This is a genomic window from Streptomyces sp. NPDC026538 (genome assembly GCF_055567535.1).
The window spans coordinates 432,858-447,371 of the sequence record NZ_JBVHQG010000006.1 but is presented as its reverse complement, the minus strand read 5'-3'; the positions used below and the strand labels follow the sequence as shown (position 1 = coordinate 447,371).

General features: G+C 72.1%; 14 protein-coding genes and 1 pseudogene. 8 read left to right on the top strand and 7 right to left on the bottom strand.

The features are described 5' to 3' along the window. Positions 1-62 precede the first annotated feature (62 nt). Positions 63-520 (bottom strand): annotated as a pseudogene (locus ACZ4N4_RS25700) (MFS transporter); the annotation flags it as partial. Positions 521-524: 4 nt separating this feature from the next. On the opposite strand from ACZ4N4_RS25700, the gene ACZ4N4_RS25695 reads away from it, so the two are divergent. Next, the gene (locus tag ACZ4N4_RS25695; protein ID WP_467592847.1) at positions 525-1,202 is read left to right on the top strand and encodes an AraC family transcriptional regulator; all 678 of its coding nucleotides are present in this window, start codon (positions 525-527) and stop codon (positions 1,200-1,202) included. A 31-nt stretch (positions 1,203-1,233) separates the two neighbouring features. Here the strand turns inward: ACZ4N4_RS25695 and ACZ4N4_RS25690 are convergent, their stop codons facing one another. Beyond that, positions 1,234-2,430: an MFS transporter gene (locus tag ACZ4N4_RS25690; protein WP_467592474.1), complete on the bottom strand. Its 1,197-nt coding sequence runs from the start codon at positions 2,428-2,430 to the stop codon at positions 1,234-1,236. A 117-nt stretch (positions 2,431-2,547) separates the two neighbouring features. Here ACZ4N4_RS25690 and ACZ4N4_RS25685 point away from each other — a divergent pair, with 117 nt between their 5' ends. Then, positions 2,548-3,129, top strand: coding sequence for a TetR/AcrR family transcriptional regulator (locus tag ACZ4N4_RS25685; protein WP_453576385.1), 582 nt, complete (start codon positions 2,548-2,550; stop codon positions 3,127-3,129). A 39-nt stretch (positions 3,130-3,168) separates the two neighbouring features. Here the strand turns inward: ACZ4N4_RS25685 and ACZ4N4_RS25680 are convergent, their stop codons facing one another. After that, complete coding sequence (locus tag ACZ4N4_RS25680) at positions 3,169-4,026, bottom strand: DMT family transporter (RefSeq protein WP_453576388.1); 858 nt, start codon at positions 4,024-4,026, stop codon at positions 3,169-3,171. Positions 4,027-4,171: 145 nt separating this feature from the next. Further along, positions 4,172-5,944 carry an ABC transporter ATP-binding protein gene (locus ACZ4N4_RS25675; RefSeq protein WP_467592472.1) on the bottom strand — a complete coding sequence of 591 codons (1,773 nt, stop codon included), beginning with the start codon at positions 5,942-5,944 and terminating at the stop codon, positions 4,172-4,174. A gap of 204 nt (positions 5,945-6,148) precedes the next feature. On the opposite strand from ACZ4N4_RS25675, the gene ACZ4N4_RS25670 reads away from it, so the two are divergent. Together ACZ4N4_RS25670 and ACZ4N4_RS25665 are read left to right on the top strand one after the other, a co-directional pair. Next, entirely contained in the window at positions 6,149-6,412 is a 264-nt protein-coding gene (locus ACZ4N4_RS25670; protein ID WP_453576394.1) for a DUF2630 family protein, read from the top strand. Between the two features lie 136 nt (positions 6,413-6,548). Then, positions 6,549-7,556 carry an amidohydrolase family protein gene (locus ACZ4N4_RS25665; RefSeq protein WP_467592470.1) on the top strand — a complete coding sequence of 336 codons (1,008 nt, stop codon included), beginning with the start codon at positions 6,549-6,551 and terminating at the stop codon, positions 7,554-7,556. A gap of 7 nt (positions 7,557-7,563) precedes the next feature. On the opposite strand, the gene ACZ4N4_RS25660 is transcribed toward ACZ4N4_RS25665, so the two are convergent. Beyond that, positions 7,564-8,193 (bottom strand): TetR/AcrR family transcriptional regulator, encoded by a 630-nt coding sequence (locus tag ACZ4N4_RS25660; protein ID WP_450757302.1) that lies wholly within the window; start codon positions 8,191-8,193, stop codon positions 7,564-7,566. 83 nt (positions 8,194-8,276) lie between these two features. Here ACZ4N4_RS25660 and ACZ4N4_RS25655 point away from each other — a divergent pair, with 83 nt between their 5' ends. Genes ACZ4N4_RS25655 through ACZ4N4_RS25640 form a run of 4 tightly spaced genes read left to right on the top strand, consistent with a single transcriptional unit; the run spans position 8,277 to position 12,338 of the window. Further along, positions 8,277-9,089 carry a sugar phosphate isomerase/epimerase family protein gene (locus tag ACZ4N4_RS25655; protein ID WP_453576400.1) on the top strand — a complete coding sequence of 271 codons (813 nt, stop codon included), beginning with the start codon at positions 8,277-8,279 and terminating at the stop codon, positions 9,087-9,089. After that, entirely contained in the window at positions 9,089-10,207 is a 1,119-nt protein-coding gene (locus ACZ4N4_RS25650; RefSeq protein WP_467592467.1) for a Gfo/Idh/MocA family protein, read from the top strand. The genes ACZ4N4_RS25655 and ACZ4N4_RS25650 overlap by 1 nt, the downstream gene beginning before the upstream one ends. Beyond that, complete coding sequence (locus ACZ4N4_RS25645) at positions 10,204-11,328, top strand: Gfo/Idh/MocA family protein (RefSeq protein ID WP_467592465.1); 1,125 nt, start codon at positions 10,204-10,206, stop codon at positions 11,326-11,328. The genes ACZ4N4_RS25650 and ACZ4N4_RS25645 overlap by 4 nt, the downstream gene beginning before the upstream one ends. Next, positions 11,325-12,338: a sugar phosphate isomerase/epimerase family protein gene (locus tag ACZ4N4_RS25640; protein ID WP_467592463.1), complete on the top strand. Its 1,014-nt coding sequence runs from the start codon at positions 11,325-11,327 to the stop codon at positions 12,336-12,338. The genes ACZ4N4_RS25645 and ACZ4N4_RS25640 overlap by 4 nt, the downstream gene beginning before the upstream one ends. Here the strand turns inward: ACZ4N4_RS25640 and ACZ4N4_RS25635 are convergent. Then, the gene (locus tag ACZ4N4_RS25635; RefSeq protein WP_467592461.1) at positions 12,325-12,531 is read right to left on the bottom strand and encodes a hypothetical protein; all 207 of its coding nucleotides are present in this window, start codon (positions 12,529-12,531) and stop codon (positions 12,325-12,327) included. The genes ACZ4N4_RS25640 and ACZ4N4_RS25635 overlap by 14 nt on opposite strands. A 63-nt stretch (positions 12,532-12,594) precedes the next feature. Beyond that, a complete protein-coding gene (locus ACZ4N4_RS25630) occupies positions 12,595-14,460 on the bottom strand; it encodes an arabinofuranosidase catalytic domain-containing protein (protein WP_467592459.1) in 1,866 nt (621 codons plus the stop codon). Positions 14,461-14,514: the final 54 nt, after the last annotated feature.

Below are 14,514 nucleotides of genomic sequence, written 5' to 3'. Positions count from 1 at the left end.
CCGTTCCGACCGGGTCGGCGCGAGCGGCGGCCCACCCGGGAGGGAGTGCGTGGCGGCGGCGGTCAGCGGTGTCCCGGTGCGGTCGGAACGGCGGCGTCGTCGCCGTCCCCGGTACCGGACGCCGTGGCGCGCGGCCGGGTGCTGCCGGGCTCGCGCAGGGTGCCGAACAACAGCCGGCTCAGCACCGGCATCAGGACCAGCGGAGCCAGCGCGGTCTGCAGGGAGGTGGCGTCGGCGAGGCTGCCGAGGGCGGGTCCGGCCAGGCCGCCGACGCTCACGGTCAGGCCGAGGGTGACCCCGCTGGCCGTGCCGATCCGCGAGGGCAGATAGTCCTGCCCGAGCGTCACCTGGAGCGAGAACAGCACATACAGGCCGACCGACGCCAGCGCCACGAACAGGTAGAGCGCCGGTCCCGGCACCACACCACACCCGCGACGGCCACCACGGCCAGCACGTAGGACCAGCGGCAGACGGTCACCCGGTCCCAGCGGCCGGCCAGGGATCCGCCCAGCACGGAACCCGCCATCGACGCCCACCGGCACGACGACCACCAGATCGTCTACGCCGGCCGGGGCGTGGTGGCCGTGACGACCGGCGCGGGCTCCTGGGTGGCCCCCGGCAACCGTGCCATCCGGGTACCGGCCGGCACCGTCCACGCGCACCGGGCCCACGGCGAACTCGAACTGCACTTCATCGGACTGCCCGCCACCGAGAATCCCCTGGCGCTCGACGCCCCGACCGTGCTCGCCGTGGGACCGCTGCTGAGCGAGCTGATCATCGCCTACACCCGTGGCGAGGACGACGACAGCCCCGAACGGGCCCGGCTGCGCGCCGTCCTGCTGGACCAGTTGCGCGCCTCACCGCAGCAGCCGCTGCACCTGCCCACCCCCACCGCACCCCTGCTGCGCGACGTGTGCGCGATCCTCCAGGCCGACCCGGCCGACGGCCGCACGCTCAGGGAACTCGGCCGTGTCGTCGGAGCCGGTGACCGCACCCTGTCCCGGCTGTTCCGCGGCGACCTCGGCATGACCTTCCCGCAGTGGCGCACCCAGTTGCGTCTCCAGTACGCGCTGGTCGTGCTGGCCGAGCGGACCCCGGTGACGGCGGTGGCGCACGCCTGCGGGTGGTCGTCGGCCAGTGCCTTCATCGACGCCTTCCGGCGGGCCTTCGGCCACACCCCGGGTTCCCGGCCGGCGGAGTGACGGCGGGACCCGGCCGCGGACTCGGCGGTTCTCACCCGCCGGCCGGTTCCGCGTCCCGTACCCGCTGCGGCGACCGGGCCGCAGGCGTCGCGAACACGGCGGCCACCACCAGGGCGAGCACCAGGATCAGGGCGTTCCGCAACCCGAAGTGCTCACCCAGGTAGCCGAGGGAGGGCGGCCCCACCAGGAAGGCGACGTAGCCGACGGTCGCGGCCAGCGCGACCCGGGCGGCGGGGTCGGAGCCGGAGTCGCCCGCCGCGGAGAGCGCGACGGGGAACCCCAGCGACGCCCCGAGGCCCCACAGGACGGCGGCGGCAGCCGCCACGCCCTGGTTGTCGACGAAGATCACCAGGGCCAGGCCCGCGGCCCCGACGAGCGCGCTCCCGCACAGCGCCGCCGCCCGCCCGAACCGGTCGACGAAGCGGCCGCCGACGAAGCGTCCGAGGGTCATCGCGGCGGCGAACACCGCGTACACGGCCGAGCCCAGGGCGGCGTCGAAACCGTGCCCGTCCACCATGACCAGCGGCAGCCAGTCGTTCGCGGTGCCCTCGGCCATGGCGAGGGCGAGGATGACGCAGCCGATGAGCAGCAGCGTGGGGTCCTTCCACACCGCGGCCCGTGCCGTGCCCGGCTCGCGGCGCTCGGCGGCGGTCCGCCGGCCCACCTCGGAGGGGACGCTCCTGATCACCAGGGCGAGTGCGACGAGGACCACCACCGCGACCGTGACGAGATGGACGAGCACGGGGAAGCCGACCGCTGTCAGACACATGCCGGCGACCGCGCCGACGACGGTGCCGAGACTGAAGAAGCCGTGCATGGCGGGCATCGTGGAGCGGCCGAGCAGCCGCTCCACCTCCGCGCCCTCCACGTTGATGGCCACCTCGCCGCCGCCCATGCCGAGGCCGAACAGGCCGAGGCCCAGAGCGACGCCGGGGCCGGAGCCGGCGGCGGCTCCGATACCGATCAGCGCGGCACCGGCGGCGATCGCCGACGTGCCGGCGAGGATGACGAGCCGGGCGCCCCAGCGGGCCACCAGCGCGCCCGAGCACAGGATGCCGGCCATCGAGCCGACCGAGAGCCCGAACAGGATCAGCCCCATCTGCGCGGTGGATGCGCCGACCAGGTCCCGCACGTCCGGGGTGCGGGTGACCCAGGAGGAGATGGTCAGGCCGGGGACGAAGAACAGGACGAAGACGGCGTTACGGCGCCCGGCGAGGTCGGCGGTCATGGCTGCTGGCTCCAGATGTGCCCGATGGGTCAGTGTGCGTGAGTCTGTACGAATGTACACACTGTCTTGTACATCCGTACACACTCGGTGTGGCGCAACCCATGGCAGATTGAGGGCGTGACCGGCACACGACGCGAGATCCCGAACGACCCCGGACGCAAGGAGCGCATTCTGGATGCGGCCCTCGACGTGATCGCCGAGGGCGGTGTGCACACGACCACCCATCGGAGGATCGCGGCGCGCGCGCAGGTCCCGCTCGGCTCGCTGACGTACTACTTCGACGGGATGGCGGACCTGCTGGCCCAGGCCTTCGCCCGCCTGTCGGACACCATGTCCCAGCTCTACCGGCGCACCCTGCAGTCCGCCGCGTCGACGGCCGAGGCCGAGGCGGCCGTCGTCGAGCTGATCTGCGGACCGGCGTACGCCACGGAACGCGACATGACGCTCATCTTCGAGATGTACGCCTACGCCAACCACAACGAGGCGGTGTCCGCGACCACTCGCACCTGGCTCGAACGCAGCAGGGACAGCCTCGCCCTGCACTTCACGCCCGGGGTGTCCCGCGCGCTCGACGCGCTGATCGAGGGCTGGCCGATGCACCGCGCCTTCGACGAGGCCCCCCTGGACCGGCGCCTGGTCACCGAGACCGTGCACGCGATCGTCACCGCCGCCCCGAGCCTCACCGCCGACGGCAACTGAAGCGCCCCGGCCACTGAACCGCCCGCACGGCACGACGTCTCAGTGCACGACGTCCGTCAGGTGGGGTACGACGCGGGTCAGCCGGACCACGCCCCACGTGATCAGCCCGGCGCCGAGCGCCTCCGGCAGCAGCCACCAGCCGGTGCGTACCGACTCGCCGAACAGGGCGACGCCCAGCAGCAGGCTCACCGACGCGTCGCCGATGGTCAGCGCGGGCTGGGAGGCGACGAGCGGACCGGCCTGCAACGAGTTCTCCAGGAGCATCAGCGCCGCGATCCCGGCGAGTGCGAAGCCGTAGGTCTGCCAGGTGGTGAGGAAGGCGGGCAGGCCGTCGTCGGCGAGCCGGCCGGTCGCCGACTTCATCAGCGCGGCGGTCAGCGCGTTGCCGATCGCGGCACCCGACGCCAGGGCCGCCGCGCGGAACAGCGGCGACGACGAGGACCGTTCGAGCAGCACGACGCCGGCGATGGCCCCCACGGTGAGGGCCAGGGCCGGGATCCAGCGCTGCATGGACGCCTGCTCCCGGCCGCCCGAAGGAGCCGCCGAACCGAGCAGGAGGGCCAGGCCGGACACCACCACCGCGATCGCCCACCAGCCCTGCGGGTTCGGCCGCCGGTGCATCAGCGGCATGGCGATGAGCAGGGCGAACGGGAGCTCCAGCATGAACAGCGGCTGGACCAGCGCCATCGGTCCGTTCACCAGGGCCAGCGCCTGGAACACCGCGGCCCCCACGACACCGGTGATCCCGATGGCCCAGGCGGGCCGCCGGGCCAGGGCGAGCAGCAGGCGCACCCCGCCCCCGCCGGGCAGTGTCGACGCGGCCTTCCGCTGGAAGGCCGTGCCCGTCGCATTGCTGACGGCACCCAGGACGGCGAAGATCACGGCCAGCACCATCATGGTTCCAGCATGCCGTGAGCGGGCCCGGCGCTCTCTTCGAGGACGGCACGCGGGCGCCCCCGCGCCGCTCCGGTTCTCCCGCATGCCGGCCGGCGGATTCCGAGGACCGGGACGCCGGGTCGCCGCAGGTCCCGGGGTGCGTCGGTCAGGCCACCTGCCCACCGTGCAGCGCGGTATAGGCACCGCCCCGGTGCAGCAGTTCCTCGTGGGTGCCGATCTCGCGGATACGGCCGTCGTCCATCACCACGATGCGGTCGGCGCCGCGGACGGTGGACAGCCGGTGGGCCACCACGAAGGTGGTACGACCGCGCAGCAGACGGGTCAGGGCCTGCTGTACCAGCGCCTCCGACCGGGTGTCCAACGCCGAGGTGGCCTCGTCCAGCACCAGGACCCGCGGATCACGGATCAACGCCCGAGCGATGGCGAGGCGTTGGCGCTGGCCGCCGGAGAGCCGGGCGCCGCGCTCGCCGACCACGGTGTCCAGGCCCTGGGGCAGCTGGTCCACGAACTCCAGCGCGTTGGCGTCGCGCAGCGCCGCGCGCACCGCCCCCTCGTCGGCCTCGTCCTCCATGCCGTAGGCGACGTTCTCCCGGATGGTGCCGTCGAAGAGGATCGACTCCTGCGGCACGACCGAGACGAACCGCCGGTAGGTGCGCAGATCGAGGCCGCTCATGTCGGTGCCGTCCAGGAGCAGCCGGCCGGCGGTGGGCCGGATGAACCCGATGACGAGGTTGAGCACGGTGGACTTGCCGGCACCCGAGGCGCCCACCAGGGCGACGGTCTCGCCCGGCACCACATCGAGGGTGAAGTCCGCCACCGCCGCGCGGTCGGTGTCCTCGTAGGCGAAACCGACCCGGTCGAACACGACGGCACCGCGGACGGCGGTGACCTCCGCCCTGCCCTCGTTGTCCTCCAGCTCGGGCGCCTGCAGCACCTCACCGACCGAACGTACCGACTCCAGCCCCTTGGTGACGACCGGCGCCAGACTCGTCAGCGTCGTCGTGGAGTTGGTGAGAGTGGTCAGGAAGGCGCTGAGCATGACGACGTCACCGGCGGAGACGCCCCACATGCCGTAGTACGACACCAGCGCGGCGGCGGCGAGCACGGCGACGCCGATCACGTTCAGGACCACCCAGGCCAGCGAGCCGAAGCGGCCGTTGACCAGGTCCAGCCGCATCCCGGAGGTGAGCAGCCGGCTGAGGGTGCCGTCCATGCGGCGCAGCGCCTTGCCCTCCAGCCCGTGGGCGCGGGTGACCGGGATGAGCCGCGTCATCTCGGTCACCCGGGAGGACAGGGTCTCCACCTCGTGCCGGAAGTGCTCGTTGTGGGTCCGCAGCCGCGACCGGAGCCGGGCCACGATCAGGGTCGCGCCCGGCACCACGACCAGGAAGACGGGCAGGAACTCCGGGGTGCGGACGGCGATGATCACCAGCCCGCCGGTCAGCACGGTCAGCGCGCCCAGGCCCTGTTCGGCGGTCTGCTGGACCATCTGCTCGACGGTCTCGACGTCCCGCACGACCTTGGCCTGGAGGACACCGGCGCTGACCCGGGAGTGGTAGCCGATGGACAGTTGCTGCATGCGGGTGCACAGCGCCGAGCGCAGCGTGGTGCCCATCCGGCGCACGCTGCCGTAGAGCAGCCGCACATACAGCACATGCAGCGGGTAGTTGACCAGCAGGATCGCCATGATGATCCCCACGGCCGTCCAGAGCCGGGATATCTCCCGGTGCTGTACGACCGTGTCCACGACCGAGGCGGTGATCAGCGGCAGGAGCCAGATGGGGCTGTGCTTGACGGTGAACACGAGGACCGCCGCCGTCAGGCTGCGGCGGTCGGCGCGCAGGAGGTACCGGAGGGTGCGGATGGGATGTTCGCCCCGGTAGCGGTGGTCGAGCGGTCGTTCCGACGTCGACGCCATCGGCGGTGGTCCTCCCTGCGCTTCCGGCTTGTGGCAACCGCTTTCCGCCGGTCACCGTACACCCGGCGCCCGACGGTCGGGCAGGTGCGGTCGACCGACCGATGCGGCTGGGGGCCGAGTGGGAGAAGGTGGGGAGGGGCGGACGACACGGCGAGCGTCCCGTCGTAGGGGTGATCCGCCCCCTTCGCCAGGAAAGAGGCAGCCATGACAGGACCGGAAGCCGAGGCCGAGAGGCAGATACTCGGCCGCATCACGGAAATGATCAGCCAGGAGAAGGACCTGCGTGAGCGCCTGGCGCAGCAGGAGACCGACGGAACGACCGAGCACGCCCGTCTGGCACACCTGGAGACCGAGCTCGACCAGTGCTGGGACCTGCTCCGGCAGCGCCGGGCCAGGATCGCGGCGGGGCAGGACCCGACCGAGGCGAACGTCCGCCCGGCATCCGAGGTGGAGGGCTACCTGTCCTGAGGACCGCACGCGCCCGGGCCTGACGTGCCGGGAGGACGGCCCCCGCCCGACGGGGCGCCGCCCTCCCGCCCGCGCGGCGGACGGATCGTGGGCGAAGACCCTGTACTCGGCGTGCATCAGCACCGATCGTGGGGGTATGAACGATCACCGCGCTGCCTCCGCCGGCCCTGCCGAACCGGTCCCCGTCCAGGCACCTTCCGACCGCCCGGGAGTACCGGCGCCGGGCGATGCCACCGGATCGCCGGAGGGCATGAGCGAGGCGGCCGCGCGCGCGGAGGCCGCCGAGATCCGCCGATTCCGGGAGCGGCACGGACTGACCGGACTGGTCGACGTCCACACGCACTTCATGCCCGAGCGTGTCCTGCGCAAGGTCTGGAACTACTTCGACACGAACGGCGAGTCGCTCGGTGGACTGGAATGGCCGATCACCTACCGGAAGGAGGAGGCGGAACGCACCGCCCTGCTCCGGGAGTTCGGTGTCCGGGCCTTCACCGCGATGCTCTACCCGCACAAGCCCGGCATGGCGACGTGGCTGAACGCGTGGGCCGCCGACTTCGCCCAGCGCACCCCCGACTGTCTGCACACCGCGACCCTTTACCCCGAACCGGGCGTGGGAACGTACGTCCGCGAGGCCGTCGAAGCGGGCGCCCGGGTCTTCAAGGCGCATGTCCAGGTGGGTGCGTACGATCCGGCCGACGAACTCCTCCAGCAGGCGTGGGGACTGCTGGCCGAGGCCGGGATTCCCGTGGTGATCCACTGCGGTTCCGGTCCCACGCCGGGCGAGCACACCGGCCCCGAGCCGATCGAACGGGTGCTGGCGCGGCATCCCGGGCTGCGGCTGATCGTCGCCCACATGGGGATGGCCGAGTACGAGGACTTCCTCGGCCTCGCCGAACGGTTCGAGGAGGTGCGGCTGGACACGACGATGGCGTTCACCGACTTCACCGAGCGGTTCATGCCGTTCCCCCGCGGCGCCCTGTCCCGGGTCGCCGACCTGGGCGACCGCATCCTGCTCGGCTCCGACTTCCCCAACATCCCCTATCCGTACGTGCACCAGCTCCAGGCCCTGGAACGTCTGGACCTCGGACAGGAGTGGCTGCGGGCGGTGTGCCACGACAACGCGGCCCGGTTGTTCGGGCTGTGACCAGGCCCTAGGGCAGTTCGACGCTGATGAGGCCGCGCAGCAGCTTGCGCAGGTGGTCCGGCATGTCGATGTCGTGCGGGCTGAGCAGCCACTGGATCTGCAGGCCGTCGATGAACGCGATCAGGTCCGCCGCCAGCCCCGAGGCGTCCACGTGGGGTCGCAGCAGATCGCGTCGTACCAGGTCGTCGACGGCCAACTGCATCTGCCGGCGGGTGCGTTCGTAGCGAGCGACGAAGTACGGGTGGGCCGGGTGGTCGGCCGCGGTCGCCTCGCTCGACAGCACGGCGAACAGGCTCACGATCAGCGGGTTGGCCTGGTTGTGCGCGACGAGCCGGATCATGCTGGCGAAGTACTCCAGGCCGTCGCGGTTGACCGCGCCCGAACCGAAGAAGTGCGCGTCGTCCTGGCGTTCCCGTTCCTCCAGAACCGCTTCGAGCAGTGACTCCTTCGTCGGGAAGTGGTGGAGCAGGCCGGCCCGCGAGACGTCGCAGGCCGCGGCTAGCTGGACCATGCTCGCGTTGCGGTAGCCGACCTGCCCGAAGGCGGTGAACGCGGCCTCGATGATCTGGGCGCGTCGGCGTTCCCCCTTGGGGTAGTTCCGTGGGGCCGTCCCCTGCCGCGCGGTCGCCTTTGCCATACGGAGATGTTAATCGCCCTCTAGAAACCAGCACCCCTGTCGGTATTCTGTTGTGCGGCCGTCCGCATCGAGAGGAGCCCAACATGTCGACACCACGGATGTCGGTGCAGCTCTACTCCGTCCGTCACGCTCTGGAAGCCGACGAGGACGCGGCCCTGGGCCGCCTCGCCGCCCTGGGACTGAGCAAGGTCGAGGCCTTCGGCTTCGTGCACCGCGCCGCCGAACTGGCCGACGCGCTCGCCCGGCACGGCCTGTCCGCGCCTACCGGACACGCCGGTTTCCTCTCCCCGGAGCGCGCCACGGCCGAGGGGGCACCCGCCCCCACCCTCGACGAGACCTTCCGGGCCGCCCGGCGACTGGGCGTGGAGATCCTCTTCGACCCGTTCGTCCCCGCCGCCCGCTGGGCCGACGAGACGGAGATCGCCCGGACCGCCGGGCTCCTGAACGAGGCCGCGAAGCGGGCCGCCGACCATGGGCTGCGCGTCGGGTACCACAACCACTCGCAGGAGTTCGTCCACACCGTCGCCGGCGTCAACGCCTTCGACCGCTTCGCCGACCTGCTGGCCCCGGAAGTCGCCCTGGAGATAGACCTGTTCTGGGCCTCGGCCGGCGGCTACGACGTCGTGTCGCTGCTGAACCGCCTGGGTTCCCGGGTGCGCGCCCTGCACGTCAAGGACGGCCCTGTCATCGACGACCCGTTCACCTCCGGCGCCCCCTTCGACGCCGCCGACACCCGCCAGGTACCCGCGGGCCGGGGGGAGATACCGCTCGACGCCTCGCTGGCCGCGGCCACGGACGCCGAGTACGCCGTCATCGAGTTCGACCACTACGACGGCGACGTCTTCGAGGGCATCGCGGCGGGCGTCGCCTACCTCAACGGGAAGGGCATCGCCTGATGGCGGCACAGCACCCGGTCGGCGTCGGCCTCGTCGGCGCCGGCAACATCAGCGACCAGTACCTGACCAACCTCACCCGCTTTCCCGACCTGCACGTGGCCGTCGTGGGCGACCTCGACACCGTGCGCGCCGAGACCCAGGCCCGCAAGTACGGGATCGAGGAGTGGGGCACCGCCGCGGACGTCCTCGCCCACCCGGACGTCGACATCGTCGTCAACCTGACCGTCCCCGCCGTCCACGCCGAGGTCAGCTCGGCGATCCTCGCCGCGGGCAAGCACGTCTGGTCCGAGAAGCCCATCGCCGTCGACCGGGCCGACGCCCGTGCCCTGCTCGACCGGGCGGCCGAGGCCGGGCTGCGGGTCGGAGTCGCCCCCGACACCGTGCTCGGCCCCGGACTGCAGACCGCCCTGCGGGCCGTCGCCCGGGGGGACATCGGCACCCCGCTGTCCGCACAGACCGTCATGCAGTACGCGGGACCCGACCTCTGGCACCCCGACCCCGAGTTCCTGTTCGCCAGGGGCGCCGGTCCGCTCTTCGACATGGGCCCCTACTACCTCACCGCCCTGGTCTGCCTGTTCGGCTCGGTCAGCCGGGTCGCCGCGGTCGGTTCCACCGCCCGGACGGTGCGCACGGTCAGGAGCGGACGGCGGGCGGGCACCGAGTTCGCCGTCGCCGTCCCCACCCATGTCTCCGCGCTCACCCAGTTCGAGAACGGCGGGGTGGGCCAGAGTGTGTTCAGCTTCGACTCCCCGCTCACCCGCACCGGGTTCGTCGAGATCACCGGCACCGAGGGCACGCTGGTGCTGCCCGACCCCAACACCTTCGCGGGAGAGGTGCGGATCACCCGGGTCCAGCAACGCGGCCAGGATCCCGTATGGGAGACGGTCCCGCCGGTCGGCATCGAGGCCGGCCGCGGACTGGGCGTCCTGGACATGGCCCGGGCCATCCGTGGCGGGCGACCCCACACCGCCTCCGGAGACCTCGGCTACCACGTCCTTGACACCATGATCTCCGTCGACGAGTCCGTCATCTCCGGCCAGACCGTCCAGGTCGCCAGCGCCGCGGGCGAGATACCGCTCGTCCCCGAGGACCGTGACCCCTACGGAGCCACCCTGTGAGCCGCCCGCTGCGCACCGGATTCATCGGCGGCGGTTTCATGGCGGCCGTGCACACCCGCGCGAGCCGGGCCGCGCGCGGCCGGCCCACCGCCCTCGCGAGCTCGACCCCCGAAGGCGGCAAGCGGGCCGCCGAGGCCCTCGGCGTCGAACGCTCCGAACCGGACGCCCGCAGCCTCACCACCGCCGGCGACCTCGACGTCGTCCATGTGTGCAGCCCGAACCGCCTGCACACCGAACACACCCTGGCGGCGCTGGCCGCGGGCGCGCACGTCATCTGCGAGAAGCCCCTGGCCACCACCGCGGCGGACGCCGAACTGCTGGTCCGGGCCGCCCGGGAGGCCGGCCGGGTGGCGGCGGTCCCCTTCGTCTACCGCTACCACCCGATGGCCCGGCAGGCCCGCGCCCTGGTGGCGGACGGACAACTCGGCACCGTCCTCACCCTGGACGCCTGCTACCTCCAGGACTGGCTCCTCGACCCCGGCGACACCAACTGGCGCGCCGACCCGGAAGCGGGCGGCGCCTCCCGGGCCTTCGCCGACATCGGCTCCCACCTGTGCGACCTCGTCGAGTTCGTCTCCGGACAGCGCATCCACCGCCTGGCCGCCCGCACCCGGACGGTCTTCGCCGAGCGCGGCGGCACCCATGTCACCAACGAGGACACGGCCGCCCTCCTCGTCGAACTCGGCAACGGGGCACTGGGCACCCTGCTCGTCAGCCAGCTCGCCCCCGGCCGCAAGAACAGCCTCACCCTGGAACTCCACGGCACCCGGCAGAGCGTGCGCTTCGAACAGGAACGCCCCGAAGAACTGTGGATCGGCAGACGTGACGGATCGCAACTGCTGTTGCGCGACCCCGGGATTGCCGCCCCCGACTCGGCCCGCCTGTCGGTGCTGCCACCCGGCCACGCCCTCGGGTACCAGGACGCCTTCACGGCGTTCGTCACCGACGTGTACGACGCCGTACGGGGAAGGCACCTCGAGGGGATGCCGACGTTCGACGACGGACTGCGCGCCGCCCGGCTCACCGAGGCCGTCCTGGCCTCGGCCGCCGGACGCGGCACCTGGATCGAGACCGCACCCGAGACGATCGAGACCGCACGCGCGACGGAGGACCGCACATGACCGCAGCCACCCACCCCGTCACCCTGTTCACCGGACAGTGGGCCGATCTCCCCTTCGAGGAGGTCGCCCGCCTCGCCGCGCAGTGGGGCTACGACGGCCTGGAGATCGCCGCTTCGGGCGACCACCTCGACCTGAAGCGCGCCGACGAGGACGACGCCTACGCGGCGTCACGCCTGGAGATCCTCGACCGGTACGGCCTCAAGGTCCACGCCATCTCCAACCACCTGGCGGGCCAGGCCGTCTGTGACGCGCCCATCGACTTCCGCCACCAGGCGATCCTGCGCCCGTACGTCTGGGGCGACGGCGAGGCGGAAGGCGTACGGCAACGCGCCGCCGAGGACATGAAGCGCGCCGCGCGGGTGGCCCGCAAACTGGGCGTGCACACCGTCGTCGGCTTCACCGGCTCCGCCATCTGGCCCTACGTCGCCATGTTCCCGCCGGTACCGGCCACCGTCATCGACGCCGGCTACGAGGACTTCGCCACCCGCTGGAACCCGATCCTCGACGTGTTCGACGCGGAGGGCGTGCGCTTCGCCCACGAGGTGCACCCCGGTGAGATCGCCTACGACTACTGGACCAGCGTCCGCACCCTGGAGGCGATCGGCCACCGCGAGGCCTTCGGCTTCAACTGGGACCCCAGCCACATGATGTGGCAGAACATCGACCCGGTCGCGTTCATCACCGACTTCAAGGACCGCATCTACCACGTCGACTGCAAGGACACCCGGCTGCGCCCGCGCAACGGCCGGGCCGGCGTCCTCGGCTCCCACCAGCCGTGGGGCGATCCACGCCGGGGCTGGGACTTCGTCTCCACCGGCCACGGCGACGTCCCCTGGGAGGACGCCTTCCGCGCCCTGGAGTCCATCGGCTACGACGGGCCCATCTCCGTCGAGTGGGAGGACGCCGGCATGGACCGCCTGCACGGCGCCGCGGAGGCGGTGACCTTCGTACGCTCGCTGCTGTGGCCCGTGCCGAAGGCGTCCTTCGACGCCGCGTTCAGCAACCAGTAGCCGGACTGCCGCCCGGCGGGTCCAGGACGGCCCCTGCCAGCGTGGCGTGAGCGCCGGGAGGGTGCGGCGTCGGCCGCCCTTCGACGGAGACGAGTTCGACGGTCACCGCCCCGTCCGTGGCGGCGCCGCCGGCGGACAGCACCTCGTAGGGGGCGATGACATCGAGCGGGGCCTCCTCACCGCCCAGTGGCATGGGTGACACCCTTCGACGGATACATGCCACGGCCGGGAAGAGGCCCCTGAGCTGCGTCCGCGCTCAGCTCAGGCTGAACTTCTGTGCGGTGGAGCCGTTGCAGTCCCAGATCTGCAGGCGGGTGCCGTTGGCGGTGGCGCCGCTGGGGGAGTCGAGGCAGCGTCCGGACTGGGGGTTGAGGAGGGAGCCGTCGGCCTGCTGGACCCATTTCTGGCCGCCGACCCCGTTGCAGTCCCACAGCTCCACCTTGGCGCCGTCGGCCGTGCCGTTGCCCACGATGTCCAGGCAACGCCCCAGCGTGGCAAGCGAGTTGTCGGACCCGTGATACCAGTGCTGGTCGACCGCGTACGACTGGCAGCCCCACAGCTGTACGGCGGCCCCGTCGGTGCCGGTGTCATCGGCGGCGACGTCCACGCACGCGCCGCCCGGCCCCTTGACCGGCCCTCCGGCGTTCACCGAGAACTTCTGTGCGGTGGAGCCGTTGCAGTCCCAGATCTGCAGGCGGGTGCCGTTGGCGGTGGCGCCGCTGGGGGAGTCGAGGCAGCGTCCGGACTGGGGGTTGAGGAGGGAGCCGTCGGCCTGCTGGACCCATTTCTGGCCGCCGACCCCGTTGCAGTCCCACAGCTCCACCTTGGCCCCGCCGGCCGTGCCGTTGTTCTCGATGTCGAGGCACCGCCCGAGCGTGGACAGCGAACCGTCCGGGTTGTGCGTCCAGTGCTGGTCCTCGGCATACGTCTGGCAGTCCCACAGCTGTACGGCGGCGCCATTGGCGCCGGTGTCGTCCGCCGCGACGTCCACGCACTTGCCGCCGGGGCCGGTGATCGTGCCCTGCGGACCGTTGGGCACGTCCGTCCGGCCGTTGTAGCCGACGGAGACGATGTTCGCCTGGACGGCGTTCTCGGCGGCGTCGGTGGGATAGCCGGAGACCATGACGCCCTCGAAGAAGGTGCCCCGGTTCCAGTTGCTGTTGTCGCCCCCGATCCCCAGGATGATCCCGCCCTCCTGGTGCATGGGCTGGTAGCCGCCCCGGGTGGGCAACGCGCCGTCCCACCAGGTGGTGAGCGCGCCGGACCGGGAGTCACCGCCCTTGAGGGCGTACCGGGTCTGCCCGTTGTTCTTGAGCACGGCGGTCACGAAGGTGCTGCTGTTGCCGAGGTTCGCCGTGTTGGAGCCGTTGTCGCCCTGGAACATGCCGTTCTCCAGGTCGGCCTCCACCCAGGGCCCGTTCCCGGTGCATGGCGCGAAATAGCAGGTCGTGGAGATCGACACGGCGTCCATGTGCCCGTTGCCGGTGTCGGCCGGGGTGCGCTCCGCGTTGCCGTAGTCGAAGCAGCAGGCCGATCCGACGTGGGTACCGCTGGCCACCATGTAGGCGCCCTCGGGCTGACCGCCGACGGCGACTCCCGAGGCGACGCCGGTGTAGCGGTAGCCGACCCCCGGGGAGATCCAGACGCCGTACACCTTGTGGCCGCCCGCGGTGACGGCGATCTCCGAGGCGTCGGCGCCCCGGTCGTCGCCCATGCCCGCGGTACCGGCGGGGCCCGGCGTCAGGTCGTTGTGCCGGCCGCTCTGATCGTAGATCTTCGTGATCCGGCAGCCCCCGCTGGTCCCGCAGAAGGCGTCCTGGGCCGCCGCGTCGGCGTACCCGCCCGGTGCCAGCAGCCCGACGTCGGCGGTCGCGCCGTCCGAGACACGGGTCACCTGGTAGAGCGGGCCGGCGTAGGAGGAGAGCAGCGCGCGGGTGACGCTGTGCGCGGCCACGCACGGGGTGCCGGCCGCGGCGTAGATGTCGCACGGCAGCGAGCCCGCCGCCTGCGAGACGGCCGGAAGCCCGAGCAGCAGCCCCAGAGCGAGCCCGAGGGTGGCCAGCGCGGCGACGACCCGCGCCCGCCACGTCCGTGGTCCGGTCCATGGTCTTGGTGGGTTCATGACATTCCAGGGGGACGGGGCACCATGCATGGCAAGTCCCTTCGAGGCCGGAGT

What these genes read in the sequence shown, in the direction of transcription:
- ACZ4N4_RS25690 (WP_467592474.1), bottom strand. Translation starts at nt 2,430, where the DNA reads ATGACCGCCGACCTCGCCGGGCGCCGTAACGCCGTCTTCGTCCTGTTC.
- ACZ4N4_RS25680 (WP_453576388.1), bottom strand. Translation starts at nt 4,026, where the DNA reads ATGATGGTGCTGGCCGTGATCTTCGCCGTCCTGGGTGCCGTCAGCAAT.
- ACZ4N4_RS25675 (WP_467592472.1), bottom strand. Translation starts at nt 5,944, where the DNA reads ATGGCGTCGACGTCGGAACGACCGCTCGACCACCGCTACCGGGGCGAA.
- ACZ4N4_RS25670 (WP_453576394.1), top strand. Translation starts at nt 6,149, where the DNA reads ATGACAGGACCGGAAGCCGAGGCCGAGAGGCAGATACTCGGCCGCATC.
- ACZ4N4_RS25665 (WP_467592470.1), top strand. Translation starts at nt 6,549, where the DNA reads ATGAACGATCACCGCGCTGCCTCCGCCGGCCCTGCCGAACCGGTCCCC.
- ACZ4N4_RS25660 (WP_450757302.1), bottom strand. Translation starts at nt 8,193, where the DNA reads ATGGCAAAGGCGACCGCGCGGCAGGGGACGGCCCCACGGAACTACCCC.
- ACZ4N4_RS25655 (WP_453576400.1), top strand. Translation starts at nt 8,277, where the DNA reads ATGTCGACACCACGGATGTCGGTGCAGCTCTACTCCGTCCGTCACGCT.
- ACZ4N4_RS25650 (WP_467592467.1), top strand. Translation starts at nt 9,089, where the DNA reads ATGGCGGCACAGCACCCGGTCGGCGTCGGCCTCGTCGGCGCCGGCAAC.
- ACZ4N4_RS25640 (WP_467592463.1), top strand. Translation starts at nt 11,325, where the DNA reads ATGACCGCAGCCACCCACCCCGTCACCCTGTTCACCGGACAGTGGGCC.
- ACZ4N4_RS25635 (WP_467592461.1), bottom strand. Translation starts at nt 12,531, where the DNA reads ATGCCACTGGGCGGTGAGGAGGCCCCGCTCGATGTCATCGCCCCCTAC.
- ACZ4N4_RS25630 (WP_467592459.1), bottom strand. Translation starts at nt 14,460, where the DNA reads ATGAACCCACCAAGACCATGGACCGGACCACGGACGTGGCGGGCGCGG.